Raw genomic sequence first — 25,455 nt, 5'->3', positions numbered from 1 at the left:
CTTGCCGGGCGACTGCGCGCGGGGAAGTCCATGCACGCCCCCTGTGAGCCACCCCACAGCCCTCACCCGCATGGACGACACCCCGGCGTGGCACACTGGCCCTGTACCAGAAGCAGCGCACTCCGGGGTCGGTGAAAGTCCGAACCGGCGGTTACAGTCCGCGACCCGGTCGCCTCCAGCGGCCGGTTGACCAGGTGAAATTCCTGGACCGACGGTTAAAGTCCGGATGGGAGGCAGTGCGCGGCGGGCGGGCATTCGTGCGCGCCGCCGATTGCGAGCTCGTCCCTTCGCGGACGGGTTTCTCCGGCGTCGCTCCCGGTGTCGTCGTCCGTAGTCTCTGTCGTTCTTCGACAGCCCCGGAGTCCGTGCCCGAATGAGGCAGGAGGACCCGGGAAGTGTTCACCGGAATCGTCGAAGAGCTGGGCGAGATCACCGCCGTAGAGGATCTCGGCGACGCCTGTCGCTTCCGTCTGCGCGGTCCCGTCGTCACCGAGGGCGTCAAGCACGGTGACTCCATCGCGGTCAACGGCGTCTGCCTCACGGTCGTGGACCACGAGGGCGACGAGTTCACCGCCGACGTGATGGCCGAGACCCTGATCCGCTCCAGCCTGGGCGCCCTCGACGTCGGTTCCCGCGTCAACCTGGAGCGCCCCACGGCGGTCGGTGCGCGGCTCGGCGGGCACATCGTGCAGGGCCATGTCGACGGCACCGGCGAGGTGCTCGAACGCAAGCCCTCCGACCACTGGGAGATCATCAAGATCTCGCTCCCCGCGGACCTCTCCCGGTACGTCGTGGAGAAGGGCTCCATCACCGTCGACGGCATCAGCCTCACCGTCGTCGACGCCGGGCCCGACTACTTCACGGTCAGCCTCATCCCCACCACCCTCGCCCTGACCACGCTCGGCCTCAAGCAGCCCGGCGCGCCGGTCAACCTCGAGGTGGACGTCGTCGCCAAGTACGTCGAGCGGCTGCTGGGAGCGGGCAAGTGAACTGGCTCAACTCCGAGGCCTTCGTCCTGTTCGGCCAGCACATCATCTGGTCGGACATGGTCGGCAACATCCTGGGCCTGATCACCCTCGCGCTGGGCTTCCGGCGCTCCCTGTGGACCTGGCCGGTGCAGTTCCTCTCCGGACTCGTCCTCTTCGGCGCCTTCTACGGCCATCTGACCGGCAGCGCGGGCAAGCAGGTGGTCGTCATGGCCGTCGCGCTGTACGGCTGGTGGCAGTGGAACCGCGGCACGGCCCGCGCCGAGGACGGCAAGGTCGCCGTCCGCTTCGCCACCTGGACCGAGCGCGGCGCGATGGTCGCGGTCGCCGCCGCCGGCACGGTCGGCGTGGCCCTGCTCTTCAAGGCGTACCCGAGCCTGTCCTGGGACCCTTGGCCGGACGCCTACATCTTCGTCGGCACGATCGTCGCCATGTACGCCCAGGCCCGCGGCATGGTCGAGTTCTGGTTCGCCTGGCTCCTCGTCGACCTCGTCGGCGTCCCGCTGAACTTCGCGAACGGCTACGCCTTCTCCGGCTTCGTCTACGTCATCTACGGCGCACTCGTCCTGTGGGGCATGCGCGACTGGTGGCTGCGCTCCCGCAGGGACACGCGGCCCGTCCTGGAAGGAGCGCCCGCGTGAACACCACACCCGTTCTGGACCGCACCGAGACTCTCGACGACTGGTCCCTCGACCCGGTCGAGCAGGCCATCGCCGACATCGCCGCCGGCCGCCCGGTCGTGGTCGTCGACGACGAGGACCGGGAGAACGAGGGCGACCTCGTCATCGCCGCCGAGAAGGCGACCCCCGAGATCGTCGCGTTCATGATGAGCGAGTGCCGCGGTCTGATCTGCGCCCCCATGGAGGGCGAGGAGCTGGACCGGCTGCGCATCCCGCAGATGGTCGAGAACAACACCGAGTCGATGAAGACCGCGTTCACTGTGTCGGTGGACGCCTCCGGCGCCCACGGTGTGACCACCGGTATCTCGGCCTCGGACCGGGCGACCACGCTCCAGCTGCTGGCCCGCGGTGACTCCCAGGCCGACGACTTCGTCCGCCCCGGCCACATCTTCCCGCTGCGCGCCAAGGGCGGTGGCGTCCTGGTCCGCGACGGCCACACCGAGGCCGCCGTCGACCTCGCCCGGCTGGCTGGGCTGCGCCCCGCCGGCGCGATCGTCGAGATCGCCGGCGAGGACGGCCGGATGCTGCGGCTGCCCGAGCTGATCCCCTTCGCCCGCAAGCACGGCCTGACGATCATCTCGATCGAGGACCTGATCGCCTACCGCCGCGGCTCCGCCGAGCCCGCGGTCGGCGGCGAGGCCGGGGTGCCCGCTCCGGTGGCGCGGCTCGCCGCCGAGCCCACCGTCCGCCGCGAGGCCGAGGTCCACCTGCCGACCGTGCACGGCACCTTCACCGCGTACGGCTACCGCTCCACCGTGGACGGCGTCGAGCACGTCGCCCTGGTGCACGGCGAGATCGGCGCCGGTGAGGACGTCGTGGTCCGGGTCCACTCCGAGTGCCTGACCGGCGATGTCTTCGGCTCCCTGCGCTGCGACTGCGGACCCCAGCTGGACGCGGCCCTGGACCGCATCCAGACCGTGGGCCGCGGCGTCGTGGTCTACCTGCGCGGCCACGAGGGACGCGGCATCGGCCTGGTGTCCAAGCTGCGCGCCTACGAACTCCAGGAGCGCGGTCGCGACACCCTGGACGCCAACCTGGAGCTCGGCCTGCCCGCCGACGCCCGGGACTACGCGGCCGGCGCCCAGATCCTCACGGATCTCGGTGTGCGCAGCGTGCGCCTGATGACCAACAACCCCGACAAGACCGACGCGCTCGTCCGGCACGGCATCGAGGTCACCGAGCGTGAGCCGATGCCCGTCACGGCGGGCGAGCACAACCTCCGGTACCTGCGCACCAAGCGGGACCGGATGGGACACGACCTGCCCTGGCTGGAGGCGGCCCCCGTCTCCGCCTGCGGCAATCAGTAAGCAAGTCACACCGAGGAGAGACGTGAGCGGCAAGGGTGCACCGGAACTGTCCGTACAGAACGTGGGCGATCTGCGGGTCGCCGTCATCGCGGCGCAGTGGCACGAGAAGGTGATGGACGGTCTGGTGGACGGCGCCCTGCGCGCCCTGCACGACCTCGGCATCGACGAGCCGACCCTGCTCAGGGTCCCGGGCAGCTGGGAGCTCCCGGTCGTCGCCAAGGTCCTCGCGGGCCGCGGCTACGACGCCGTCGTCGCCCTGGGTGTCGTCATCCGGGGCGGCACCCCGCACTTCGAGTACGTCTGCCAGGGCGTCACCCAGGGCCTCACCCAGGTCTCGGTGGAGACCGGCGTCCCCATCGGCTTCGGCGTGCTCACCTGCGACACCGAGGAGCAGGCTTTGGACCGGGCCGGTCTGAGCGGCTCCAACGAGGACAAGGGGCACGAGGCGGTGACCGCCGCGGTGGCGACCGCGGCCACCCTGCGTTCAGTATCTGAACCCTGGCGCTGACGAACCGGGTATGTGGCATAGGCTGAGCGTCACCATGTCCAAGAAGACGTTCGAGGAGCTCTTCACCGAGCTCCAGCACAAGGCCGCAACCGGCGACCCCGCCACGTCCCGCACCGCGGAACTGGTCGAGAAGGGCGTCCACGCCATCGGCAAGAAGGTCGTGGAAGAGGCCGCCGAGGTCTGGATGGCCGCCGAGTACGAGGGCAAGGACGCCGCCGCCGAGGAGATCTCGCAGCTGCTGTACCACGTCCAGGTGATGATGGTCGCGCGCGGGATCTCCCTCGACGACGTCTACGCCCACCTGTAAGCCGGCCAGTTCCGCCCCACACCCCATCACGCAAAGGAAGCCGACCTCATGCTGCGCATCGCCGTCCCCAACAAGGGTTCCCTCTCAGGCCCTGCGGCGGACATGCTGCATGAGGCCGGCTACCAGCAGCGCCGGGAGTCCAAGGAGCTGCGGATCGTCGACCCGGAGAACGAGGTCGAGTTCTTCTACCTCCGCCCCCGCGACATCGCGATCTACGTCTCCTCCGGCCGCCTCGACATCGGCATCACCGGCCGCGACCTGCTGATCGACTCCGGCGCCAACGCCGAGGTCATCCTCCCGCTCGGCTTCGCCCGCTCCACCTTCCGCTTCGCCGCCAAGCCCGGCACCGCGAGCGGCATCGAGGACCTCAAGGGCAAGACGGTGGCCACCTCCTACGAGGGCATCGTCGAGGGCCACCTCGCCGAGAAGGGCATCGACGCCTCCGTCGTCCACCTCGACGGCGCCGTCGAGACGGCCATCGAGCTCGGTGTCGCCGAGGTCATCGCGGACGTCGTCGAGACCGGCACCTCGCTGCGCAACGCGGGCCTCGAGGTCTTCGGCGAGCCGATCATGAAGTCCGAGGCCGTAGTGATCCGCCGTACCGGCGCCGACGCCGAGGACCCCAAGGTGCAGCAGTTCCTGCGCCGCCTCCAGGGCGTGCTGGTGGCCCGGACGTACGTGATGATGGACTACGACTGCCGGGTCGAGCAGCTGGAGAAGGCCGTCGCGCTCACGCCGGGCCTGGAGTCCCCGACCGTCTCCCCGCTGCACAACGAGGGCTGGGTCGCCGTCCGCGCGATGGTCCCGTCCAAGGAGGCGCAGCGGATCATGGACGACCTGTACGAGATCGGCGCGCGGGCCATCCTGACCACGGCCATCCACGCCTGCCGCCTCTGAGAGCCGTACGACATGTCCGAACTCCCCGCCCTTCCCGTCACCTTCCGGCCCGGCCGCACCCGGGCGGTGCTGCTCACCGCCGGCACCGCCATCTTCGTGGTGATCACCGCGGTGGCCCTGCTGCTGGAGAAGCTCGGTCCCGGTGAACGCCTCAGCTTCATCCTCACCGGGGCGCTGATGTTCGGCGTCCTGGCGATGCTCGCCCGGGTCAAGGTCGTCGCCGACGACTCCGGTGTCACCGTGGTCAACATCGCCAGCCGCCGCCGGCTGGAGTGGGCCGAGATCCTCCAGGTGAACCTGCGCCCCGGCGACCCGTGGGTCTTTCTCAACCTCAGCGACGGCACCAGCCTGCCCGTGCTCGGCATCCAGCCGGGCATCGCCAGGCAGCGCGCGATCGAGGACGCCCGTACGCTGCGCGCCCTCACCGAGGCGCGGTCCATCCGAAACCCCGAGGAACATCACGGCTGACCGATGGCGTTCTCCCTGCCGTACCGGCCGGGGTCTTGATTAACCTGTTGGCGGAGGCGCTTTCCCGGCGCCTCCGCCGCTGATGTTCCCCCTGGTCCTCAGAGGCCCCCTGCTACCCGAGGAGTGACTCCCTCCAGCGATGGACGGATCGTCCTGTAGTACCTGCGCCGCCCCCTCCCGACATATCGAGGCGGCGGCATGACCATCCCCCTGCTGCTCCTTGCCGCGGCATTCCTGCTGATCCTCGCCAACGGCTTCTTCGTGGCCGCCGAGTTCGGCCTGGTGACGGTCGATCGCCCGGAGGCCGAGAAGGCCGCCGCCGAGGGCGACCGCCGCGCCCGTACGGTCGTCGAGTCGCTGAAGGAGCTCTCCTTCCAGCTCTCCGGCACCCAGCTCGGCATCACCATCACCTCCCTCGTCGTCGGCATGCTCGCCGAACCGGCGCTCGCCGCACTGCTGCACGGCCCGATCACCGCGATCGGCATCCCCGAGGGCGCCGTCTCCGGGGTCGCCGTGATCGTCGGCATGCTGATGGCCTCGGCCGTGCAGATGGTGATCGGCGAACTCGTGCCCAAGAACTGGGCGGTGTCCCGTCCGCTGCAGGTCGCGCGGTTCGTCGCGGGCCCGCAGCACCTGTTCGCACGGGTGTTCCGGCCGGTGATCGCCGCGCTGAACTCCGTCGCCAACCGCCTCGTCCGCGCGCTCGGCATCGAGCCCACCGAGGAGCTGGCCTCCGCCCGCACCCCGGGTGAACTGGTGTCCCTGGCCCGCCACTCCGCCCAGGCCGGCACCCTGGAGCAGGACACCGCGGACCTGTTCGTACGGACCCTGTCGCTCGGCGAGCTGACCGCGCAGCACGTGATGACCCCGCGGGTGAAGGTCAGCGCGCTCCAGTCGTCCGCGACCGCCGAGGACGTGGTCAACCTGACCCGCGCCACCGGCCTGTCCCGCTTCCCCGTCTACCGGGAGCGGATCGACGAGGTCGTGGGCATGGTCCACCTCAAGGACGCCCTCGCCGTGCCCGCCGCCGACCGGCTGCGCACCCCCGTCGGCCACATCGCCCGCCCCGCCCTGCAGATCCCCGAGACCCTCCCGGTACGGCCGCTGCTGGCCCGGCTGCGCAGCGAACAGCCCATCGCGGTCGTCGTCGACGAGTACGGCGGCACGGCGGGCGTGGTCACCCTGGAGGACATCGTCGAGGAGATCGTCGGCGAGGTCCGCGACGAACACGACGCCAAGGACCTGCCCGAACTCGCCGCGGCCCCGGCCGAGGACGGCCGGCCCGCCTGGGACGCCGACGGCAGCTGCCGGGTCGACATCCTCCAGCGCATAGGACTCGACGTGCCCGAGGGGCCGTACGAGACCGTGGCCGGTCTGGTCGCCGACCTGCTCGGCCGGATCCCGGTCCCCGGTGACAAGGCTGAGCTGCCCGGCTGGCGGCTCTCCGTGCGCCAGGTCGGTCACTACCGCGCCGAGCGGGTCCGGCTCGTGCGCACCTCGCCCGTGGTGGAGGCCGCCCGATGAGCGTGCTCCAGCTTCTCTTCGCCGCCCTGCTCGTGCTCGCCAACGGCTTCTTCGTCGGCGCCGAGTTCGCGCTGGTCTCGGTCCGCCGCAGCCAGATCGAACCGCTCGGCACGGCCCGGGCCCGGCAGGTGCTGTACGGCCTGGAACACCTTCCGCAGATGATGGCGGCGGCCCAGTTCGGCATCACCGTCTGCTCGCTGACCCTGGGCGCGGTCGCCGAGCCGACCGTCGCGCACATCCTGGAACCGCTCTTCGAGTGGATCCATCTGCCGCACGCGATGATCCACCCGCTGGGCTACGTCATCGCCCTGGCCACCGTGGTCTTCTTCCACCTCGTCATCGGCGAGATGGTCCCGAAGAACCTCGCGATGGCCGCGCCCGAGAAGGCGGCCCTGTGGCTCAGCCCCGGCCTGGTGGCCTTCGCCCGGCTGTGCCGTCCACTGACCGTCGCCCTCGGCGCCTGCGCCCAGGGCATCCTGCGGCTCTTCCGGGTCGAGCCCAAGGACGAGGTCGAGGCGGTGTTCACCAGCGAGCAGCTGAACCGTCTGGTGGAGGACGCCGGCCAGGCGGGCCTGCTGGACCCCGAGGAGCAGGAACGCCTGGAGGACGCCCTGGAGTTGGGCTCCCGCCCGGTGACGGACGTCCTGCTCGGCCGGGATTCCCTGGTCACGGTGGGGCCCTCGGTCACTCCGGGCCAGATCGTCGACCTGACCGCCCGCACCGGCTACTCCCGCTTCCCGGTGGTGGCGGAGACCGGCGCCTTCATGGGCTACCTGCACGTGAAGGACGTGCTGGACCTGGAGGAGTCGGAGCGGGCGGTGCCGCAGCAGGTGTGGCGCCCCATGACGACGCTGCGGCCCGAACTCCCGCTGGACGACGCCCTGACGGTGATGCGCCGGGCGGCCACCCACCTGGCCCAGGTCGCGGACGCCTCCGGCCGGGTCCTGGGCCTGGTGGCGCTGGAGGACGTACTGGAACTCCTGGTCGGCGAGGTGACGGACCCGGCGCACCGGGAGGTGCCGAAGCAGTCGGAGCCGGAGCAGGCGCTGGCGTCGTAGGAGCTCCCGCCGCGGGATCCGTCACAGGGCCGACGGATCCTGCGGCCCCCTGCCCGACAGCACCTCTCCGTACGCCTGCATCAGGTCCGGCAGCCGCAGAGTCGACAAGTCGTCCCGCGTCAGCGCCCCCGGATACGTCGACAGCCGCAGATCCCGGTACGCGCAGCTCTTCTCGTACAGGGTCCGCAGGAACCGCCCGTTGCCCAGCTCGTCGATCCACCCCTGGTCCACCACGTGCCCGGCGATGGAGCGCAGCTCGTCGAGGGCCTCCTCGTCCCAGATGTCGCCGTTCTCCGCGGCGAGCACCTCGCCGATGGAGGTGAGTTCGAGGGGACGGTACGAGGGGAAGTCCACGCGGGTGGTGAAGCGGGACGACAGCCCCGGGTTGGCGGCCAGTAGCCGGTCCATGCCCTCGGGGTAGCCGGCCAGGATCACGACCAGGTGGTCCCGGTTGTCCTCCGCCCGCTTGAGCAGTACCTGGAGCGCCTCGTCGCCGTACGCGTCGCCCTTGCCGTAGCCGGAGTTGGACAGCGAGTAGGCCTCGTCCACGAAGAGCACCCCGCCGAGCGCGGAGTCGATGAGTTCGTTGGCCTTCACGGCGGTCTGGCCGAGGTACTCGCCCACCAGGTCGGCCCGCTGCGCCTCGACCAGATGGTCGCCGCCGAGCAGTCCGAGGGCGTAGAAGACCCGGCCCAGGATGCGGGCGACCGTGGTCTTGCCGGTGCCGGACGGGCCCGAGAAGACGAAGTGCCGCTTGGGCGGCTGGACCGGCAGGCCCTGCCCCGCCCGCAGCCGGGCCATGTTCAACTGCGCGGACAACGCCTTGACCTGGCGCTTGACCGGCTCCAGGCCCACCATGCGCTCCAGTTCCGCGAGCGCCTCCTCGAGTAACGCGGGGTCGGTCGGCCCGGCGGGCGGCGGCTGCCCGGGCAGGCCCACCCGCTCGCGCACACCCGGGTCCGGCACGGGCGGAAGGGGGCCGCTCGGCACCAGGTCGGGGCCGGAGAGCTTCAGCTCGCGGCCCTCGCCGAAGAGCGGGTCGAGCGTGTCGGGCCCGTCGACGGAGTCCTGGCCGAACCCGGTGAGCGTGATCGGGGCGAGATCGCCGGCCTCGTCGTAGCCGTCCCCCTCGGCGATGGCGGCGAGCCGGGCCGAGGTGTCCATGAAGGCGGGGTCGACGCGGTGCACGGCCCGGTACAGCGGAAGCGCGGCGGCCGAACGGCCGGTGCCCTCATGGGCGCGCGCCAGCCAGTACCGCAGCTCCTTGCGCTGCGGCTGCTCGCTGCGGCAGCGCATCAGGGCCGCGGACAGCAGCGGGTCGGCCTGGCCGTACATCTCCAGCCGGACCCGGGCCATGCCGCCGAACAGTCCGGCCTCGATCCCGAGCATCGGGTCGTCGAGCAGGGGGTCGGTGTGCCGGACGAGCTGTTCCCAGTCCTTGACCAGATAGGCCCGGCAGGCGTGCAGGAAGCGGACCTGCGCGTCGGCGTCCACCGGCGGCAGGCCGGCGAGGGCCCGGTCCAGCTCGGGCACATGGCGTCCGTCCAGCCAGTGCGAGGCGTGCGCGAGCAGCAGATCGCGCGGGCTCTCCAGCACCGGCTGCACCCACCAGCCCAGCCAGTACCAGGAGTTGAGGGTGCGGCGGTGCCGGGCGCGCTGCTCCCCGAAGCGGTCCCGGTGCCGGAACATCCGCAGCAGCGCGGTCGTGGTGTCGACGCGCAGCGCGTGCAGCCCGAGCCAGCCGTCGGCCATGCCGGGATCGATCCGCACCGCGGTGCGGAACTCCTCCTCCGCCTGCGGATACGCGCCCATGGTGTAGGCGTCCACGCCTCGCAACCAGGCGAGGTCGGCCGGGGCCTCGGGGCCCTGCGTGCCGAAGTCCATCACGTCCCCCACAAACCGTGCCCCCGTCGGTTGACCGCCGGGCCGTCGCCCGTCGGCCGTAAGAGTCGAACCGCCCTGCTGCGGACCGGAGTTGCAGCCGTACACGGAGCGGCGGTCCCAGGTCGCACCGAGGGCATCGTACCTGCGGGGGTGTCGCCCGCCCCAGGGTGCCGCACCGGACGTTTGGCGAGGTGGGAGCAGATGGGGCGCACACGGCATGGTGACCGAGGGTGAGCGAATCACGCCTCGGAGCGGCCGAAAAGTGGGGTTAGGGCAGAACGAAGCCCCCGATCACGGGGGAACAACCGGGGGCTTCGCGTCTGGCGGGCGGCCTCGAACGACCGCACATTGAGAACGTAAGACCTGTACGGCCCCTGGGTCAAGCGGAGTTGAGGCAGTCAGGGAAGTTCTCGCACGGGGCTCTTCACAACTTCACCACATTGCGGATGGTCCCTCACTCAGCGTGATGAGGTGGTCCGTATCCATGGTCCCGGCAGGCCCGGGACGCAACTCGTACCCCTTCGCGCACTGCCGTACCAATGCGTCGGCGAACGGCCGTGAGGGGTCCACCGCGAAGTGCCTCCGCTCCGCTGTGACCCAGCCGTCCCAGAACTCCCGTTGCTCCGCGCCGTCCCGCGACCGGCCGCGCGCCCAGGACTCGGCCTGCGGCAGATCCATCCAGAGCAGGAAGGCGAGATGCGGCCTGAGCGCGCGGCGCCCGGCACCGACGCCCTCGACGAGCACCACGGGCTCGGGCGGCAGCGGGAGCGGCGCCCCGAAGCGGCGGGCGCGCCAGTCGTAGGGGGCGTAGTGCGCGGTCCGGCCGCGGGAGAGGGGTTCGATCACCTGCGCCAGCAGCCGGTCCGTCCAGTCGAACAGCTCGTCATGGCTGGCGATGTCGTCGAGCCGTAGCACCGGCGTCCCGCCCAGCGCCCGCGCGAGCCGCTCGGCGAAGGTGGACTTCCCGGACCCGGCGTGTCCGTCGATCCCGATCAGACGGACCGGACCGCAGGACGCGGTCAGGCGGCGGAGCCGCGAGGCGAGCTGGTGAATGACGGTTCCCGGGGTGAGTCGTGCAGGCACCGGAAGTCTAGTGACGCCGCCCGGCGGGTGATGCCAGTGGTCGAGGCCAATATTCATGGCGCGGCATGGTCCGAAGTGCTGGCAGGAGGCCCCCGCTGCGTCCATAGTTGGCCCACACACAGCACTGGACCTGCCCCGACTCGGACAACCTGGGGGTCTTCCGCCCATGAGCAGATCCGAACAGCCGTCCCGCAGAACCGTCCTGACCGCCGCCGTCGCCGCGGCCGTCGCCGGCACCTCCGCGGGCCAGGCCGCCGCCGCCCCCACGACCGGCGTCCCCACCGGCCCCGCTCAGGCGGCGGCCCGCCAGATCGACAACCGCGCCTGGACGACGTACACCGACTGGCGCTCGGGCTCCGCCAAGGGAACCCGCGCCGTCGCGGGCGCCCGGCCCGGCCTGGTGATCGGCACGCCCGCGGGGCTCGCCGACTACACCGACCCGCACACCGGCACCACCGCCACCTGGGAGTACGCCACCTGGACCTCGCCGGTGCACCGGCTCACCGTGCCGTCCACCGAGGCCATCGCCTCCTGGAACGCGGACACCCCGGCCGGCACCTGGCTCCAGATCGAGCTCAAGGGCACCTACTCCGACGGCACCGACACCCCCTGGTACGTGATGGGCCGCTGGGCCGCGGGCGACCAGGACATCCGGCGGACCTCCGTCGACGACCAGACCGACGGCAAGAGCACGATCTGGACCGACACCTTCGCCGTCGACGACCCGGCGACCGGCCTGCGCCTGACCTCGTACCGGCTGCGGCTGACCCTCTACCGCAAGCCGGGCACGAAGAAGACGCCCACCGTGTGGCGGCTCGGCGCGATGGGCTCCGACATCCCGGACCGCTTCACCGTCCCGGCCTCCACGCCCGGTCTCGCCCAGGAACTGGCCGTCCCGCGCTACTCGCAGGAGATCCACGTCGGCCAGTACCCCGAGTACGACAACGGCGGCGAGGCCTGGTGCAGCCCCACCTCCTCGCAGATGATCATCGAGTACTGGGGCGGCCGGCTCACCGAGGAGCAGCTGGCCTGGGTCGATCCGTCCTTCGCGGATCCACAGGTGTGCCACGCGGCCCGGTTCACGTACGACTACCAGTACGCGGGCTGCGGCAACTGGCCGTTCAACGCGGCCTACGCGGCCACCTTCAAGGACCTCCGGGGCGTGGTCACCCGGCTCGGCTCGCTGACCGAGCTGGAGACGCTGATCGCGGCCGGGATCCCGGCCATAACGTCCCAGTCCTTCCTGAAGGAGGAGCTGACCGGGGCGGGCTACGGCACCTCGGGGCACCTGATGACCGTGATCGGCTTCACGGCGGAGGGCGATGTGATCGCCAACGACCCGGCGTCGCCGAGCAACGCGGCCGTGCGGCGGGTCTACCTGAGGCGGGAGTTCGAGAACATCTGGCTGCGGACCAAGCGGTACAACGCCGCCGGCAAGGTCGTCTCCGGCACCGGAGGCGTCTGCTACCTGTACTTCCCGGCGCGTCCCTCGCCCCGCCAGTGCGCGGCGCTCGCCGCGGTGGGCGTGCGCTGAGACGCCGTACGACGGCCCCCGGATCCCGTGATCCGGGGGCCGTTCGCTGTGACCAAGGTCTCGGCCGCAAAAGCCCTGGCCGGTGGCAAGGTGGACGGATGACCACGAATGCAGCCACCGCCGCCCGTGTCCGCACCGGCGGTCCCCAGGAGGACGGTCCCAAGGTCCTCGAACACATCATGGGCTGGGTCCTCGTCGTGGTCACCGCGATGCTCGTGACCCAGCTCGGTCTGCTGTGACCTGATGTGACCTGACGCATATTCGAACCTGCCATACTGCGGAGGTCCCGCCGCCCGCCGTAGACCAGGGTCGAAAACGTGAACAGTCAGCAGCCCGTCGCCGTCGTCCGCCCCCGGGCGCGCGGCACCGAGCGGTCGGCGGCCCGCCGCGCCGAACTCATCGCCATCGGGCGGAGACTGTTCGCCGACACCTCGTACGACGCGCTGTCCATGGACGACATCGCACGCCAGGCGCATGTGGCCAAAGGGCTGATCTACTACTACTTCCAGTCCAAGCGCGGCTACTACCTGGCGATCATCAAGGACTCCGTCGCCGACCTGGTCACCTACGCGGCGAGCGGGGTCGAACTGCCCTCCGTGGAGCGGGTCCACCGCACGATCGACAGCTATCTGCGCTACGCCGAGCACAACCAGGCCGCGTACCGCACGATCGTCAGCGGCGGAGTCGGCTTCGACACCGAGGTGCACGCCATCCGGGACGGGGTGCGCGAGGCGATCGTGGCCACCATCGCCGAGGGCGCGTACGGCCGTACGGACATCGGGCCGCTGGCCCGGATGGGCCTGCTGTCGTGGGTGTGCAGCGTCGAGGGCGCGACCCTGGACTGGACGGACCACCCCCAGCTCTCCCGCGAGACCATGCGCGAGCTGCTGGTGAAGACCCTGGGCGGCGCCCTGCGCGCCGTGGAGGAGCTGGACCCCTCCTGCCCGGCTCCTGCGCCCGCCCGCCGCGACGCATGACCAAGGGGCGGAGTCTCGTGGTCTCCGCCCCTGAAGTCCCCCGTGTCAGGGGTTAGTTGATCGCCTTGATGAGCTCACCGTTCGCGGTGTCCCCGCTCAGCTCCCAGAAGAACGTACCCGCCAGACCCTGCTGGTTCTTGTACGTCATCTTCGAGGCGATGGTCGCCGGAGTGTCGTAACTCCACCAGTTGTTGCCGCACTTGGCGTACGCGGTGCCGCCCACGGTGCCGGTCGCCGGGCACTTGGACTTCAGGACCTTGTAGTCCTCGATGCCCTGCTCGTACGTGCCCGCCGCCGGGCCGGTCGCGGTGCCGCCGGGCGCCGACTGGGTCACACCGGTCCAGCCGCGGCCGTAGAAGCCGATGCCGAGCAGGAGCTTGGAGGCGGGGATGCCGAGGCCCCTGAGCTTGGCGATGGTGGCCGAGGAGTACATGTTGGCCTTCGGGATGCCCGAGTAGGAGTGGAGCGGCGAGTGCGGAGCCGTCGGGCCGGCCGCGTCCCAGGCGCCGAAGTAGTCGTACGTCATCGGGTTGTACCAGTTGACGTACTGGGCCGCGCCCGCGTAGTCCGCCGCGTCGATCTTGCCGCCCGCGGTGGCGTCGGCGGTGATCGCCGCGGTGACCAGGTTGCCCGTGCCGAACTTCGCGCGCAGCGCCTGCATCAGGTTCTTGAAGGCCGCCCGGCCGCTGGTGTCGCAGGTGAGGCCGCAGGCGTTGGGGTACTCCCAGTCGATGTCGATGCCGTCGAAGACATCGGCCCACTTGGAGTTCTCGACCAGGTCGTAGCAGGACTGGGCGAAGGCGGCCGGGTTCTGGGCCGCCTGGCCGAAGCCGCCGGACCAGGTCCAGCCGCCGAAGGACCAGAGCACCTTGAGGCCCGGGTGCTTCTTCTTCAGCTCGCGCAGCTGGTTGAAGGTGCCGCGCAGCGGCTGGTCCCAGGTGTCGGCGACGCCGTCGACCGACTCGGCCGCGGTGTAGGTCCGCTCGGTGGCCGCGTAGTTGTCGCCGATGGCGCACTTGCCGCCGGTGACATTGCCGAAGGCGTAGTTGATGTGCGTGAGCTTGGCCGCGGAACCGGAGGTCTGGATGTTCTTGACGTAGTACTTCCGGTCGTAGGTGCCCCATTCGGTGAAGTAGCCGATCACCTTGGAGCCGGCCGCCAGTTCGGCCTCGGGAGCGCTCGCTTCGGCAGTGGCCGTGCCCGCCCCGGCGAGCAGTCCGGCGCCGAGGACGGCCGCGCAGGCGGCGGAGATCAGCGCCCGGAATCGGGTGCGGTGGGGAAGGTGCATATCGGGTGTCTCCTCGTGGGGGAGAGGGGAACGCGCGCCGATTGGCATGAACGCGGTAAAGCGTTGCCCGCACATTAGGAGGACTAGACCAGTCGGGTCAATGGTTCGGACCAATTTCGCGTCGTTCGAGTTTTCTTGGAGTAAGCGGTCGTTAACTGGTGACTGAGTGCCTCCGATCGGGCATACTCACAGCGCACAGCCGCTGGTCAGCAGCTTCCGTGACCCGGGAGTGCGAGCAGGGGCCCGCACCCAGTGAGACCCGGCGGAGCCGCCCCACCCAAGGCGCACGTCCGCCGATGCGCCCGACAAGGGAGGAGAGCGTCGCCATGCCCGACCGCGCCCCGCAACCGGTGGACCGGCACCTGCCCACGGACGAGGCCCGGGATCTGATCTCGCTCGTCCGCGACATCGCCCAGCGCGAGATCGCCCCGAAGGCGGCCGAGGAGGAGGACGCCGGGCGCTTCCCGCGCGAGGTCTTCTCCCTGCTGTCGGAATCGGGCCTCCTCGGACTGCCCTACGACTCCGAGTACGGCGGCGGTGATCAGCCGTACGAGGTCTATCTCCAGGTCCTCGAAGAGCTCGCGATGGCCCGGCTCACCGTCGGCCTCGGCGTCAGCGTGCACACCCTGGCCTCCTACGCTCTGGCCGCCTACGGCACCAAGGAGCAGCAGGTCGAGCATCTGCCCGCGATGCTCGGCGGGGGGCTGCTCGGCGCCTACTGCCTGTCCGAGCCGTCGTCCGGCTCCGACGCGGCCTCCCTGCGCACCAAGGCGGTGCGGGACGGCGACGACTGGGTGATCACCGGCACGAAGGCCTGGATCACCCACGGCGGCATCGCCGACTTCTACACGGTCATGGCCCGCACCGGCGAGGAGGGCCCGCGCGGGATCTCCGCCTTCCTGGTGCCGGGCGACGCCGAGGGGCTGAGCGGGGCCGCGCCCGAGAAGAAGATGGGCATGAAGGGCTCGCCGACCGCGCAGGTGCACTTCGACGGCGTGCGGGTGTCCGAGGACCGGCGGCTCGGCGACGAGGGTCAGGGCTTCGCCATCGCCCTGTCCGCGCTGGACTCCGGGCGGCTCGGCATCGCGGCGTGCGCGATCGGCGTGGCCCAGGCGGCGCTGGACGAGGCCGTGGCCTACGCCTCGGGGCGCCGGCAGTTCGGGCGGCCGATCTCCGACTTCCAGGGCCTGCGCTTCATGCTGGCCGACATGGCGACCCAGATCGAGGCGGGCCGCGCGCTGTACCTGGCGGCGGCGCGGCTCAGGGACGCGGGTCGGCCGTTCGCCAAGCAGGCGGCCATGGCCAAGCTGCACTGCACCGACACGGCGATGCGGGTGACCACCGACGCCGTGCAGGTCCTCGGCGGGTACGGCTACACCGCCGACTTCCCGGCCGAGCGCTACATGCGCGAGGCCAAGGTGCTGCAGATCGTCGAGGGCACCAACCAGATCCAGCGGATGGTCATCGCCCGTCACCTCGCGGGTCCCGAGGGGCGCTGAACTCTCCCAGCCGCACCGTCGGCGCCGCCAGCCGGATCCACTCCGGGTCGTGGCGGCCCGGCAGGGTGCGGCCGCGGTCCGCCCAGGTCCGCATCAGATCGCGGTAGATGGGCGGGTCCGGGAGCGCGGGAGGGGGCTGCCGAAGCGATTCTGCGGGTGGCGGCACGAAGGCGTGTCTCTGACGCCCGGTCGTTGAATAAGTGGGGGTCACACCAGGGCAACGCAGGCGCGGCCGGACAGGTCACCGCCACGTGGAATCGGGCGTGCGTTCACCGGTGTCCGGTCCCGTGTCTGGCCACCTGAAGCTGTCTGACGTACCGTCAGGCCACTCGCTTCCAGGGAGGTCTCCCGTGGCCGACGACGACCGCCCGGTACCGCTCGACGAGTACCCGGTGCACCAGGTGCCGCTGTCCATGAAGCACGTCGCGACCGGCGACCGGAACGCCTACGACCGCTGCATCTTCCACGTCCTGGACCACCGGGGACGTGCCCTGCTGATCCTCGGCCTCGGGGTGTACCCGAACCTCGGGGTGATCGACGCCTACGCCACCCTGCGCGCCGGGGACACCCTGCACGCCGTACGCGCCTCGGACGCCCTCGGCGAGGACCGGATGCGGCTCGCCGTCGGACCGCTGCGCATCGAGGTCGACGAGCCGCTGCGCCGACTGCGCCTGCTGAGCGACGACGACCTGCTGTCGTACGACCTCACCTGGACCGCCCGCTTCCCGGCCCTGTGGGAGCCCCATCACCTCCAGCGCCGAGGCGACCGGCTCACCCTCGAAGGGCGCCGGTTCGTACAGGCGGGAAGCGTGACGGGGGTGATCCACGCGGCCGGCGAGGAGTTCCGGGTCACCACCGCCGAGTGGACCGGCACCCGGGACCGCAGCTGGGGTGTGCGGCCGGTACCGGGGGAGGAGGGTGGGCGGCTCGCCGAGGAGCATCCGACCGAGGGCTTCCACTGGATCTGGTGCCCGGTCCGCTTCGAGGACCGGTTCCTCATGGTGATCGTCCAGGAGGACGCGGACGGACACCGCACGCTGAACGACGCGACACTGGTCCGCCCCGGCCGCCGCGACCGCCAACTGGGCTGGCCCCAGGCGGAGATCACCTACCGGCCGGGCACCCGCCACCCCGAACGCGCCCTCGTCCACCTCGGTGACGTCCGCAAGCCGCAGGAGCTGGAGGTGGAGATCCTCACCTCCTCCCCGCTCGCGATCGGCGCCGGCTACCCGCCCGCCGACGACTGGCAGCACGGCACCTGGCAGGGACGCGGCTGGACCGACCGGCGCACCTACGACCTCACCGAGGCCCACCCGCTGGCCGCCTACGGCGTCACCGACCACGCGGCCCGCTTCCGCCTGGACGGACAGGTGGGCCACGGCATCTTCGAGCACGGCTCGTTCGGGCGCCACGACCCGAGCGGCTTCGCGGACTTCACGTCGGTCGCACCGTAGGGGGTACTCCGCATGGCAGCCACGGCACCCCGCCCGCGCACCACCACCCGGGATCCGGAGGAGATCGCCCGCCGACTCACGGCCTGGCTGGGCACCCGGCTGCCCGGCGCCAAGGCGGTCGGCGTCACCGTCCCCGAGTCCAACGGCCTGTCGAGCGAGACCCTGCTGTTCGACATCGAGCACCCCGAACCCCCCCTGCGCGCCTGTGCGTTGCGGCTCGCGGCGGATCCGGCGGCCTACACGGTCTTCCCGGTGTACGACATGCCACGTCAGTTCCGGACGATGCGGCTGGTCGCCGAGCGCTCGGACCTCCCGGTGCCCCGCGTGCTGTGGCTGGAGGAGGACCCCGGCCCGCTCGGGGCGCCCTTCTTCGTGATGGAGCGCGTCGAAGGGCGCGTGCCGCCGGACGTCATGCCGTACACCTACGAGGGCAACTGGCTGCACGCGGCGAGCGACGAGGAGCGGGCGCGGCTGGAGGCGGCCTCAGTAGGGCTGTTGGCCCGACTGCACGACCAAGTACCCCTGACAGAAGCCAAGTTCCTCGATCTCCCGGGCGAGGGTGACGTGCTCAGTCGACACGTGGCGGCTCAACGCGCCTACTACGAATGGGTGGTCGACGGACTCGCCCGCTCACCGCTGATCGAGGACGCCTTCGACCGGCTGACCGAACTCTGGCCCCGCGACCCGGGCACGCCAGTACTGAACTGGGGCGACGCGCGGATCGGGAACGTCGTCTACGACGGGTTCGAACCCGCGGCCGTCCTCGACTGGGAGATGGCGGCACTGGCCCCGCGCGAGGTCGACCTCGGCTGGACCGTCTACCTGCACCGCTTCTTCCAGGACCTGACGGTCGCCTTCGGACAGCCCGGCCTGCCGGACTTCCTGCGCCGCGACCGGATCGAGGCCCGCTACGCGGAGCTGACCGGCCACATCCCGCGCGACATGGACTTCTACACCCTGTACGCGGCCCTGCGGCACGCCGTCGTGATGCTGCGGATCGCCTACCGTCAGGTGCACTTCGGCGAGGTCGCCGTCCCGGCGGACCCGGACACACTGATCCTGCACCACGGCAGCCTGCGAGCCATGGTGCAGGGCAGTTACTGGGATTGAGGCCCGTGCCTCAGGCGGCCTGGCGGCGCATCACCGGCACGCGCATCGGACGCGAGCCCGGCCCGCCGACGTGGCTGAAGGGCTGCGTCCGCCAGTCGAGTCCCTGAGGGAGCGTCAACAGCAGTGCGGTGTCCTGCTCCTGGGGCTCGGCCGACTCGTCCGCGGGGCGGGCGTCGGAGGCGCGGCGGCCGGTGCCGGCGCACACCGTCAGGCCGAACGGGTTCCACGGCGAGGCGCACAGCGCGTGCTCGGGCAGGACCTCCTCGTCCGCCAGCAGCGCGATGGGCTGCGCGCAGTCCGGGCAGAAGACCCGGTACATCTCGAAGGTGTCGTACGCGTCGAACTCCTCGTCGGCGAAGTCGGAGGCGTCGGGTTCGACGCCCTCCGGCTCGGGCTCGACGACAAGCTGCGGGCGCTTGGCTGCGGTACGACCAGGGCGCTTAAGACTCTGCATGGGATTCTCCCCCTCGGGCTGGGCCGTTCGGGCACTGCGGCCTCGACCACAGCAAGCACTTCCCGTCCCGTCTCGGCGGTAATCACGAGAACATCACGGACCCTGTCCATGGGCTGTGGCGTTCGTCACATGCCGCCCGCAGGTGCCGGTTTGTCCCTCAGGCGACTCACAAAGTTTCACCGGTCACATCACGAACCGGACATGACCTGGACCGCTGAGGTATCCGAGGAGGTCAGGGGCACTGTAGGTTCTAGCGCCATGGAGGAGCTGGACCGACAGATCGTGCAGCTGCTCGTCAAGGACGGGCGGATGAGCTACACAGACCTGGGCAAGGCCACGGGCCTGTCCACGTCGGCCGTGCACCAGCGGGTGCGACGGCTCGAACAGCGTGGCGTCATCCGTGGCTACGCCGCGGTCGTGGACCCCGAGGCCGTCGGGCTGCCCATGACCGCCTTCATCTCGGTGAAGCCCTTCGATCCCAGCGCGCCGGACGACATCGCGGAACGGCTGGCCGGGGTGCCCGAGATCGAGGCCTGCCACAGCGTCGCGGGCGATGAGAACTACATCCTCAAGGTCCGCGTGGCCACCCCGCACGAACTGGAGGAGCTGCTGGCCCGCCTGCGCTCCCTCGCGGGGGTCTCCACCCGGACGACGGTCGTCCTCTCCACGCCGTACGAGGCACGCCCGCCGCGCATCTGACCCACCTGCGTGCCGGACGGCCGCGGCGAGGCGCGAGACTGTTCCCCATGAGTGAGTCCACCGCCGCCCCCAAGACCGTCCTGCTCCGCCGCGGAGAAGTCCACAGTCCCGCCGATCCGTTCGCCACCGCGATGGTCGTGGAACGGGGACAGGTCGCCTGGGTCGGTTCGGAAGGCGCGGCGGACGCCTTCGCGGACGGCGTGGACGAAGTCGTGGACCTGGACGGCGCGCTCGTCACCCCGGCCTTCACCGACGCCCATGTGCACACCACCGCCACGGGCCTCGCCCTGACCGGCCTCGACCTGTCCGCCGCCCGCTCCCTGGAGGCGGCCCTCGATCTCGTACGGGACTTCGCCGCCGCCCGCCCCCAGGACCGGGTCCTCCTCGGACACGGCTGGGACTCCGCCCGCTGGCCCGGCGGCCGTCCGCCGACGCGGGCCGAACTGGACGCCGCCACCGGCGGCCGGCCCCTGTACCTGAGCCGTATCGACGTCCACTCGGCGGTCGTCACCACCGCCCTGCTCGACCTGACGTCCCTCGGGCACCCGGAGGGCCCGCTCACCGCCGACGCCCATCACGCCGTACGCGCCACCGCCCTGGCCGCGATCACCCCGGCCCAGCGCGTCGAGGCCCAGCGCGCCGCGCTCGCCCACGCCGCCTCCCTCGGCATCGGGACCGTCCACGAGTGCGGGGGCCCGGAGATCTCCTCCGAGGACGACTTCACCGGCCTGCTGAGGCTCTCCGCCGAGGAGCCCGGGCCCCGGGTCGTCGGCTACTGGGCCGAACAGGACGTCGACAAGGCGCGTGAGCTGGGCGCCGTCGGCGCGGCGGGCGACCTCTTCGTCGACGGCGCCCTCGGCTCGCACACCGCCTGCCTGCACGGGCCGTACGCGGACGCCGGGCACACCGGCATCGCCTACCTGGACTCCGCCGCCGTGGCCGCGCATGTCGCCGCCTGCACCGAGGCGGGGCTGCAGGCGGGCTTCCACGCGATCGGGGACGCCGCCGTGACAGCCGTGGTGGAGGGCGTGCGGGCCGCCGCCGAGAAGGTGGGCCTCGCCCGCGTCCGCGCCGCCCGGCACCGCGTCGAGCACGCCGAGATGCTCACCCCCGAGACCATCGCCGCCTTCGCCGAACTCGGCCTGACCGCCTCGGTCCAGCCCGCCTTCGACGCGCTGTGGGGCGGCGAGGACGGGATGTACGCCGCCCGCCTGGGCGCCGAGCGCGCCCGCTCGCTGAACCCCTTCGCGGCGCTCCTGCGCGCCGGCGTCCCGCTCGCTTTCGGCTCCGACAGCCCGGTCACGCCCCTGGACCCCTGGGGCACGGTCCGCGCGGCCGCCTTCCACCGGACGCCCGAGCACCGGGTCTCGGTGCGGGCCGCGTTCACGGCGCACACGCGGGGCGGCTGGCGCGCGGTCGGGCGGGACGACGCGGGCGTCCTGGTGCCGGGCGCGCCCGCGGACTACGCGGTGTGGCGCACCGACGAACTGGTGGTCCAGGCCCCGGACGACCGGGTCGCCCGCTGGTCCACCGACCCCCGCTCCGGCACCCCTGGCCTGCCCGACCTCACCCCGGGCCGTGACCTGCCCGTCTGTCTGCGCACGGTGGTGGGCGGACGCACGGTGTTCGTACGGCCGGGCGAGTGATCTCCCGGGGTGGCGCTGCGCCGTTCCGGCGGCGCCGCCGCGTCGCACGACCTGCGCGTCCGCCGCGCTGACCTGGGCGTCGAGGGAGGAAACGCAGGTCAAACGGCTGTTGACAGCCGCCGCCATGCGGCCGGTAGGTTCGGCCGGGTCCACCACCGGACGCCCGACCTGGGATCCGAGAACTTCCGGGAACTCGTCGCAAACGCCGCTGGGTCAGGGACGGTGTGCCGCACCGGGGCACCGTCGCTGGGAGCCAGGCTCAGCGCCCGCGCCACGGCGAGGGAACGTTCCGGCCGGTCGGGGAGGTGTGACCCGGGTGGGGCCCGGGAGCTCAGTAGACAACGGCTTTCGGTCGACCCGCAGCCAGCGGGCCCCAGGTCGGCCCGAAGGGCGCCGGGCCCCCATCCGCAGGGCGCGCACATGATCCGAAAACCAGATGGCTACCCCGCTCTTGTGGAATCGACACCACCATACGAACGTGATGTCACGTAATCGCAGGCCGCGCACACTATGGTGGACCTCTGCGTACGCACACGAAGGGGCAGCAGTGAACGACGGCGACGGGACCCGTGAGGAGCAGTCCTCGGGGAGGCGGTTCGGCCCGCTCGGCACGGCGTTGGTGATCATTCCGACCTACAACGAGGCGGAGAACATCAAGGCGATCGTCGGCCGGGTGCGCGCGTCCGTGCCCGAGGCGCACGTCCTCGTGGCCGACGACAACAGCCCCGACGGCACCGGAAAGCTCGCCGACGAGCTGGCCGCCGAGGACGATCACGTCCAGGTGCTGCACCGCAAGGGCAAGGAAGGCCTCGGCGCCGCCTATCTCGCGGGCTTCCGCTGGGGCCTGGAGCACGGCTACGGCGTCCTGGTCGAGATGGACGCCGACGGCTCCCACCGCCCGGAGGAACTGCCCCGGCTGCTGACCGCGCTCAAGGGTGCCGACCTGGTCCTGGGCTCCCGCTGGGTGCCCGGCGGCCGGGTCGTGAACTGGCCCAAGAGCCGCGAGTTCATCTCCCGCGGCGGCAGCCTGTACTCCCGGATGGCCCTGGACCTGCCGCTGCGGGACATCACCGGCGGCTACCGCGCCTTCCGTCGCGAGACCCTGGAGGGCCTCGGCCTCGACGACGTCGCCTCCCAGGGCTACTGCTTCCAGGTCGACCTCGCCCGCCGGGCGGTCAAGGCCGGCTACCACGTCGTCGAGGTGCCCATCACCTTCGTCGAACGCGAGCTGGGCGACTCCAAGATGAGCCGCGACATCCTCGTCGAGGCCCTGTGGCGGGTCACGACCTGGGGCGCGCAGGAGCGAGCCGGCAAGCTGCTCGACAAGGTGAAGCCGCCCCAGCCGCCCCGGTCGTAGTCCTACGGCCGCACAGGCACCGTTGATCGTCCCCTTATCCCGCGCTGAGCCGGGGCCAGGCACACTGGACGCATGACGACTGGCGCACCGACTCCCACGCATCCCGCCCGGCCCCGGCGCTCCCGGCTGCGTACCTTCCTGCCGCTGGGCCTCGCCGCCTGGCTGGTGCTGGAGATCTGGCTGCTGATCGTGGTCGCGGACGCGGCGGGCGGCCTCACGGTCTTCCTGCTGCTGCTCGCGGGCCTGGTGCTCGGCACCGTCGTCATCAAGCGCGCGGGCCGGCGCGCCTTCCAGAACCTCAACGAGGCGCTGCAGCGCGGCGGCACCCCGGCCCCGTCCAGCGGTGGCAACGGGCTGATGATGCTCGGCGGGCTGCTGCTGATGCTGCCCGGGCTGATCTCGGACGCGCTCGGCCTGCTCCTGCTGATTCCGCCGGTGCAGAAGGCGCTCGGGCGGTACACGGAGCGCACTTTGGACCGCAGGCTCCGCCAGGCCGGTCCCGGCTCCCTCGGGGGCGCCTTTCAGCAGGCCCGTATCCACCGCCCCGACGGCAAGGTCGTGCAGGGTGAGGTCATCAGGGACGAGCCCGGGAACACCGCCGAGGGCCCGCGCCCGCCGCTGACGCACTGAGCCCGGCGCGTCGGCGGCCGGCCGCTGCCGGTCACACGAAAAACCGAGGGCGCCGTACGTCGAAACGTACGGCGCCCTCGGTCTTGTGCTGTATCGGGTTCCGGTCCCGGTACCTCGGGGACTAGGCCGACTTGCGGCTGTCCCTGGGGTGTACCGCGATGTTCATCGCGCCGGAACGCAGAACGGCCAGGCGCTCCTCGAGGACCTCTTCGAGCTCCTCACGGGTGCGCCGCTCCATCAGCATGTCCCAATGTGTACGCGCGGGCTTGGCCTTCTTTTCCTCAGGGCCGTCGCCGTCCACGAGGAGTGCCTGGGCCCCGCAGACCTTGCACTCCCACTCCGGCGGGATCTCCGCCTCGACCGAGAAGGGCATCTCGAAGCGGTGCCCCTTCTCGCATGCGTACTCCACGGCCTGGCGCGGGGCCAGGTCGATGCCGCGGTCCGTCTCGTAGCTGGTCACCACGAGGCGCGTGCCGCGAAGAGCTCGCTCACTCATGAATCGTGCCTCCCGGGCTTGTCGCCCACAGGACAGGTGTCGCTGTCGTCGTCATCCGGTCAACGTCCGGTCGGCGGTAAAGATTCCCGTTCCGGGTCATGCGTCGCCGTCGTAGCCGCCCCTTGTTGTACCCACCAGCGCCCGGTTTGTCACATCTGCTAGCAGATGTCACCCAGCGTTTCGGCATCTTTGACGCGCAGTAACGGTACGCCTGGCAGGCCAAACGCGTACACTACAGCCCTTTCGCGTCGAACGCTAAATCCTTGCCGGAACCGGGTTACCCGCGTCGGCGATCGCACGCCTCACCGGAACCCTGGCGAGCAGCGCGAACCCGATGACGAAGAACGCCACCAGCGAGATGATCGCGTCCCGATAACTCCCGGTCAGCTGGTAGGTGAGCCCGAACAGCAGCGGGCCGAGCCAGCTCATCCCGCGGTCGCTCACCTCGTACGCCGAGAAGTACTCGGCCTCCTTGCCCGGCGGCACCAGATGGGAGAACAGGGAGCGGGACAGGGCCTGGCTGCCGCCCAGGACCAGGCCGATCCCGGACGCCAGCACGAAGAACCACACCGGTGCCCCGGCCGGCAGGAAGTACCCGGCCGCCAAGGTCACCGTCCACGCCACCAGCGATCCGAGGATCGTGCGCTTGGCGCCGTACGTCCGGGCCAGCCGACCCAGCAGGAGTGCCCCCGCCACCGCCAGTACCTGGACCAGCAGCACCGCGCCGATCAGGGTGGACTGGCCGAGCCCCAGTTCCTCGGAACCGTAGATCGAGGCCTGGGAGATCACCGTCTGGATGCCGTCGTTGTAGACGAGGTACGCCAGCAGGAAGCCGAGGGTCAGCGGGTGGCGGCGCATGTCGCGGATCGTCGCGGCGAGCTGCCGGAAGCCGGGTGCCGTCTTCGATGTCGCGAGGGCGGGCGAGCGGCGGTCGCGCAGTCTGCGCAGCGGTATGAGCGTGAAGGCGCCCCACCACAGGCCCGCCGAGGCCAGGCAGATACGGACCGCGGTGGTCTCGGAGACGCCGAAGGAGTCGTGGGCGAGATACAGCACCAGGTTGGCGACCAGGACCAGGGCGCCCGCCGCGTACCCGAAGGCCCACCCGCGCGAGGACACCGCGTCCCGCTCCTCGGGCGGGGCGATCTGCGGCAGGTAGGAGTTGTAGAGCATCATCGCCACCGACTGCGCGGCGTTCGCGACGATGAGCAGGGCGCCGCCGAGCAGATAGCGGTCGCCGTCGAGCAGGAACATGGCCGTCGTCGCCGCGGCCCCGGTGTACGCGGCCGCCGCCAGCAGCGGCTTCTTCCGGCCACTGCGGTCGGCCGCGGCGCCGACCAGGGGCATCACCAGCACGGCCACGATCACCGACAGGGAGACCGAGTAGGCGAAGAAGGACCCGGCGCGCACCGGGATGCCGAGCGGGTGGACGAAGCCGTCCGCGTCGGCCGCCTCCTCGGCGACCGAGGTCAGATAGGGGCCGAGGAACACGGTGAGCACGCTCGTCGAGTAGACGGAGCAGGCCCAGTCGTAGAAGTACCAGCCGCGCTGCTCGCGCCGCCGCCCGGCGGTGGCCTCCTCGGCCGCGCTCGTCCCCATGGTGCCGGTGTCC

General features: G+C 71.2%; 26 protein-coding genes and 1 riboswitch. Of the genes, 19 read left to right on the top strand and 7 right to left on the bottom strand.

Translation table 11 applies throughout. The features are described 5' to 3' along the window. Positions 1-113 precede the first annotated feature (113 nt). A riboswitch (FMN riboswitch) is annotated at positions 114-244 on the top strand. 151 nt (positions 245-395) lie between these two features. From AC068Z_RS23515 to AC068Z_RS23475, 9 genes are all read left to right on the top strand, one after another. Next, on the top strand, positions 396-989 hold the full coding sequence (locus tag AC068Z_RS23515; RefSeq protein ID WP_478558828.1) for a riboflavin synthase: 594 nt from the start codon (positions 396-398) through the stop codon (positions 987-989). Further along, on the top strand, positions 986-1,627 hold the full coding sequence (locus AC068Z_RS23510; protein WP_478558825.1) for a nicotinamide mononucleotide transporter family protein: 642 nt from the start codon (positions 986-988) through the stop codon (positions 1,625-1,627). Before AC068Z_RS23515 ends, AC068Z_RS23510 begins: the two co-directional genes overlap by 4 nt. Beyond that, positions 1,624-2,973 carry a bifunctional 3,4-dihydroxy-2-butanone-4-phosphate synthase/GTP cyclohydrolase II gene (locus AC068Z_RS23505; RefSeq protein ID WP_478558822.1) on the top strand — a complete coding sequence of 450 codons (1,350 nt, stop codon included), beginning with the start codon at positions 1,624-1,626 and terminating at the stop codon, positions 2,971-2,973. The genes AC068Z_RS23510 and AC068Z_RS23505 overlap by 4 nt, the downstream gene beginning before the upstream one ends. Before the next feature lie 22 nt (positions 2,974-2,995). Continuing rightward, entirely contained in the window at positions 2,996-3,481 is a 486-nt protein-coding gene (gene ribH / locus AC068Z_RS23500; protein WP_451726055.1) for a 6,7-dimethyl-8-ribityllumazine synthase, read from the top strand. A gap of 34 nt (positions 3,482-3,515) precedes the next feature. Then, positions 3,516-3,788, top strand: a complete 273-nt coding sequence (locus AC068Z_RS23495; protein ID WP_250076780.1) for a phosphoribosyl-ATP diphosphatase — start codon at positions 3,516-3,518, stop codon at positions 3,786-3,788. Between the two features lie 48 nt (positions 3,789-3,836). Then, the gene (hisG, locus tag AC068Z_RS23490; protein WP_478558816.1) at positions 3,837-4,685 is read left to right on the top strand and encodes an ATP phosphoribosyltransferase; all 849 of its coding nucleotides are present in this window, start codon (positions 3,837-3,839) and stop codon (positions 4,683-4,685) included. 12 nt (positions 4,686-4,697) lie between these two features. After that, complete coding sequence (locus tag AC068Z_RS23485; protein ID WP_451726057.1) at positions 4,698-5,153, top strand: PH domain-containing protein; 456 nt, start codon at positions 4,698-4,700, stop codon at positions 5,151-5,153. Positions 5,154-5,351: 198 nt separating this feature from the next. Beyond that, positions 5,352-6,677: a hemolysin family protein gene (locus AC068Z_RS23480; RefSeq protein ID WP_478558811.1), complete on the top strand. Its 1,326-nt coding sequence runs from the start codon at positions 5,352-5,354 to the stop codon at positions 6,675-6,677. After that, positions 6,674-7,735: a hemolysin family protein gene (locus AC068Z_RS23475; protein ID WP_478558808.1), complete on the top strand. Its 1,062-nt coding sequence runs from the start codon at positions 6,674-6,676 to the stop codon at positions 7,733-7,735. The genes AC068Z_RS23480 and AC068Z_RS23475 overlap by 4 nt, the downstream gene beginning before the upstream one ends. A 21-nt stretch (positions 7,736-7,756) precedes the next feature. Here AC068Z_RS23475 and AC068Z_RS23470 read toward each other — a convergent pair whose 3' ends face one another. Further along, entirely contained in the window at positions 7,757-9,619 is a 1,863-nt protein-coding gene (locus tag AC068Z_RS23470) for an AAA family ATPase (RefSeq protein ID WP_478558805.1), read from the bottom strand. Between the two features lie 432 nt (positions 9,620-10,051). Beyond that, complete coding sequence (locus AC068Z_RS23465) at positions 10,052-10,702, bottom strand: uridine kinase family protein (protein ID WP_478558802.1); 651 nt, start codon at positions 10,700-10,702, stop codon at positions 10,052-10,054. Positions 10,703-10,868: 166 nt separating this feature from the next. On the opposite strand from AC068Z_RS23465, the gene AC068Z_RS23460 reads away from it, so the two are divergent. The 3 genes from AC068Z_RS23460 (at position 10,869) to AC068Z_RS23450 (ending at position 13,213) form a co-directional block, all read left to right on the top strand. Further along, complete coding sequence (locus tag AC068Z_RS23460; RefSeq protein ID WP_478558799.1) at positions 10,869-12,236, top strand: peptidase C39 family protein; 1,368 nt, start codon at positions 10,869-10,871, stop codon at positions 12,234-12,236. A gap of 98 nt (positions 12,237-12,334) precedes the next feature. Then, positions 12,335-12,475 (top strand): SCO1431 family membrane protein, encoded by a 141-nt coding sequence (locus AC068Z_RS23455; RefSeq protein WP_478558796.1) that lies wholly within the window; start codon positions 12,335-12,337, stop codon positions 12,473-12,475. A 78-nt stretch (positions 12,476-12,553) separates the two neighbouring features. Next, positions 12,554-13,213, top strand: coding sequence for a TetR/AcrR family transcriptional regulator (locus AC068Z_RS23450; protein WP_478558793.1), 660 nt, complete (start codon positions 12,554-12,556; stop codon positions 13,211-13,213). A 52-nt stretch (positions 13,214-13,265) separates the two neighbouring features. Here AC068Z_RS23450 and AC068Z_RS23445 read toward each other — a convergent pair whose 3' ends face one another. After that, positions 13,266-14,501 carry a glycoside hydrolase family 18 protein gene (locus AC068Z_RS23445; protein ID WP_478558790.1) on the bottom strand — a complete coding sequence of 412 codons (1,236 nt, stop codon included), beginning with the start codon at positions 14,499-14,501 and terminating at the stop codon, positions 13,266-13,268. Positions 14,502-14,827: 326 nt separating this feature from the next. Here AC068Z_RS23445 and AC068Z_RS23440 point away from each other — a divergent pair, with 326 nt between their 5' ends. Beyond that, positions 14,828-16,000: an acyl-CoA dehydrogenase family protein gene (locus AC068Z_RS23440; RefSeq protein ID WP_478558787.1), complete on the top strand. Its 1,173-nt coding sequence runs from the start codon at positions 14,828-14,830 to the stop codon at positions 15,998-16,000. Here the strand turns inward: AC068Z_RS23440 and AC068Z_RS23435 are convergent. Beyond that, a complete protein-coding gene (locus AC068Z_RS23435; RefSeq protein ID WP_478558784.1) occupies positions 15,963-16,211 on the bottom strand; it encodes a hypothetical protein in 249 nt (82 codons plus the stop codon). The genes AC068Z_RS23440 and AC068Z_RS23435 overlap by 38 nt on opposite strands. Before the next feature lie 139 nt (positions 16,212-16,350). On the opposite strand from AC068Z_RS23435, the gene AC068Z_RS23430 reads away from it, so the two are divergent. Continuing rightward, a complete protein-coding gene (locus AC068Z_RS23430) occupies positions 16,351-17,454 on the top strand; it encodes an Rv3169 family protein (protein WP_478558781.1) in 1,104 nt (367 codons plus the stop codon). 12 nt (positions 17,455-17,466) lie between these two features. Next, the gene (locus tag AC068Z_RS23425) at positions 17,467-18,564 is read left to right on the top strand and encodes a phosphotransferase family protein (protein WP_478558778.1); all 1,098 of its coding nucleotides are present in this window, start codon (positions 17,467-17,469) and stop codon (positions 18,562-18,564) included. 10 nt (positions 18,565-18,574) lie between these two features. Here the strand turns inward: AC068Z_RS23425 and AC068Z_RS23420 are convergent, their stop codons facing one another. Beyond that, positions 18,575-19,018 carry a hypothetical protein gene (locus tag AC068Z_RS23420; RefSeq protein WP_478558775.1) on the bottom strand — a complete coding sequence of 148 codons (444 nt, stop codon included), beginning with the start codon at positions 19,016-19,018 and terminating at the stop codon, positions 18,575-18,577. Positions 19,019-19,276: 258 nt separating this feature from the next. Between AC068Z_RS23420 and AC068Z_RS23415 the strand changes: the two genes are divergently transcribed. The 4 genes from AC068Z_RS23415 (at position 19,277) to fxsA (ending at position 23,350) form a co-directional block, all read left to right on the top strand. Further along, positions 19,277-19,717 (top strand): Lrp/AsnC family transcriptional regulator, encoded by a 441-nt coding sequence (locus AC068Z_RS23415; protein WP_030677853.1) that lies wholly within the window; start codon positions 19,277-19,279, stop codon positions 19,715-19,717. A gap of 47 nt (positions 19,718-19,764) precedes the next feature. Further along, positions 19,765-21,363, top strand: a complete 1,599-nt coding sequence (locus AC068Z_RS23410) for an amidohydrolase (protein WP_478558770.1) — start codon at positions 19,765-19,767, stop codon at positions 21,361-21,363. A gap of 547 nt (positions 21,364-21,910) precedes the next feature. After that, positions 21,911-22,720: a polyprenol monophosphomannose synthase gene (locus AC068Z_RS23405; RefSeq protein ID WP_478558767.1), complete on the top strand. Its 810-nt coding sequence runs from the start codon at positions 21,911-21,913 to the stop codon at positions 22,718-22,720. 72 nt (positions 22,721-22,792) lie between these two features. Further along, on the top strand, positions 22,793-23,350 hold the full coding sequence (gene fxsA, locus AC068Z_RS23400; RefSeq protein ID WP_478558764.1) for an FxsA family membrane protein: 558 nt from the start codon (positions 22,793-22,795) through the stop codon (positions 23,348-23,350). Between the two features lie 121 nt (positions 23,351-23,471). On the opposite strand, the gene AC068Z_RS23395 is transcribed toward fxsA, so the two are convergent. Continuing rightward, positions 23,472-23,846 carry an RNA polymerase-binding protein RbpA gene (locus AC068Z_RS23395; protein WP_003977404.1) on the bottom strand — a complete coding sequence of 125 codons (375 nt, stop codon included), beginning with the start codon at positions 23,844-23,846 and terminating at the stop codon, positions 23,472-23,474. 255 nt (positions 23,847-24,101) lie between these two features. Further along, the gene (locus tag AC068Z_RS23390; RefSeq protein WP_478558761.1) at positions 24,102-25,442 is read right to left on the bottom strand and encodes an MFS transporter; all 1,341 of its coding nucleotides are present in this window, start codon (positions 25,440-25,442) and stop codon (positions 24,102-24,104) included. Between the last annotated feature and the right edge of the window lie 13 nt (positions 25,443-25,455).

This window comes from Streptomyces sp. NPDC043726 (assembly GCF_056436565.1).
Note: the sequence above shows the minus strand (reverse complement) of the source record. Positions and strands in the feature narration are given on the sequence as shown.

Coding starts and splice junctions, on each gene's coding strand:
- AC068Z_RS23495 (WP_250076780.1), top strand. CDS start 3,516: ATGTCCAAGAAGACGTTCGAGGAGCTCTTCACCGAGCTCCAGCACAAG.
- AC068Z_RS23410 (WP_478558770.1), top strand. CDS start 19,765: ATGAGTGAGTCCACCGCCGCCCCCAAGACCGTCCTGCTCCGCCGCGGA.
- hisG (WP_478558816.1), top strand. CDS start 3,837: ATGCTGCGCATCGCCGTCCCCAACAAGGGTTCCCTCTCAGGCCCTGCG.
- AC068Z_RS23395 (WP_003977404.1), bottom strand. CDS start 23,846: ATGAGTGAGCGAGCTCTTCGCGGCACGCGCCTCGTGGTGACCAGCTAC.
- AC068Z_RS23390 (WP_478558761.1), bottom strand. CDS start 25,442: ATGGGGACGAGCGCGGCCGAGGAGGCCACCGCCGGGCGGCGGCGCGAG.
- AC068Z_RS23425 (WP_478558778.1), top strand. CDS start 17,467: ATGGCAGCCACGGCACCCCGCCCGCGCACCACCACCCGGGATCCGGAG.
- AC068Z_RS23485 (WP_451726057.1), top strand. CDS start 4,698: ATGTCCGAACTCCCCGCCCTTCCCGTCACCTTCCGGCCCGGCCGCACC.
- AC068Z_RS23440 (WP_478558787.1), top strand. CDS start 14,828: ATGCCCGACCGCGCCCCGCAACCGGTGGACCGGCACCTGCCCACGGAC.
- AC068Z_RS23480 (WP_478558811.1), top strand. CDS start 5,352: ATGACCATCCCCCTGCTGCTCCTTGCCGCGGCATTCCTGCTGATCCTC.
- AC068Z_RS23455 (WP_478558796.1), top strand. CDS start 12,335: ATGACCACGAATGCAGCCACCGCCGCCCGTGTCCGCACCGGCGGTCCC.
- AC068Z_RS23470 (WP_478558805.1), bottom strand. CDS start 9,619: ATGGACTTCGGCACGCAGGGCCCCGAGGCCCCGGCCGACCTCGCCTGG.
- AC068Z_RS23415 (WP_030677853.1), top strand. CDS start 19,277: ATGGAGGAGCTGGACCGACAGATCGTGCAGCTGCTCGTCAAGGACGGG.
- AC068Z_RS23475 (WP_478558808.1), top strand. CDS start 6,674: ATGAGCGTGCTCCAGCTTCTCTTCGCCGCCCTGCTCGTGCTCGCCAAC.
- AC068Z_RS23460 (WP_478558799.1), top strand. CDS start 10,869: ATGAGCAGATCCGAACAGCCGTCCCGCAGAACCGTCCTGACCGCCGCC.
- AC068Z_RS23445 (WP_478558790.1), bottom strand. CDS start 14,501: ATGCACCTTCCCCACCGCACCCGATTCCGGGCGCTGATCTCCGCCGCC.
- fxsA (WP_478558764.1), top strand. CDS start 22,793: ATGACGACTGGCGCACCGACTCCCACGCATCCCGCCCGGCCCCGGCGC.
- AC068Z_RS23420 (WP_478558775.1), bottom strand. CDS start 19,018: ATGCAGAGTCTTAAGCGCCCTGGTCGTACCGCAGCCAAGCGCCCGCAG.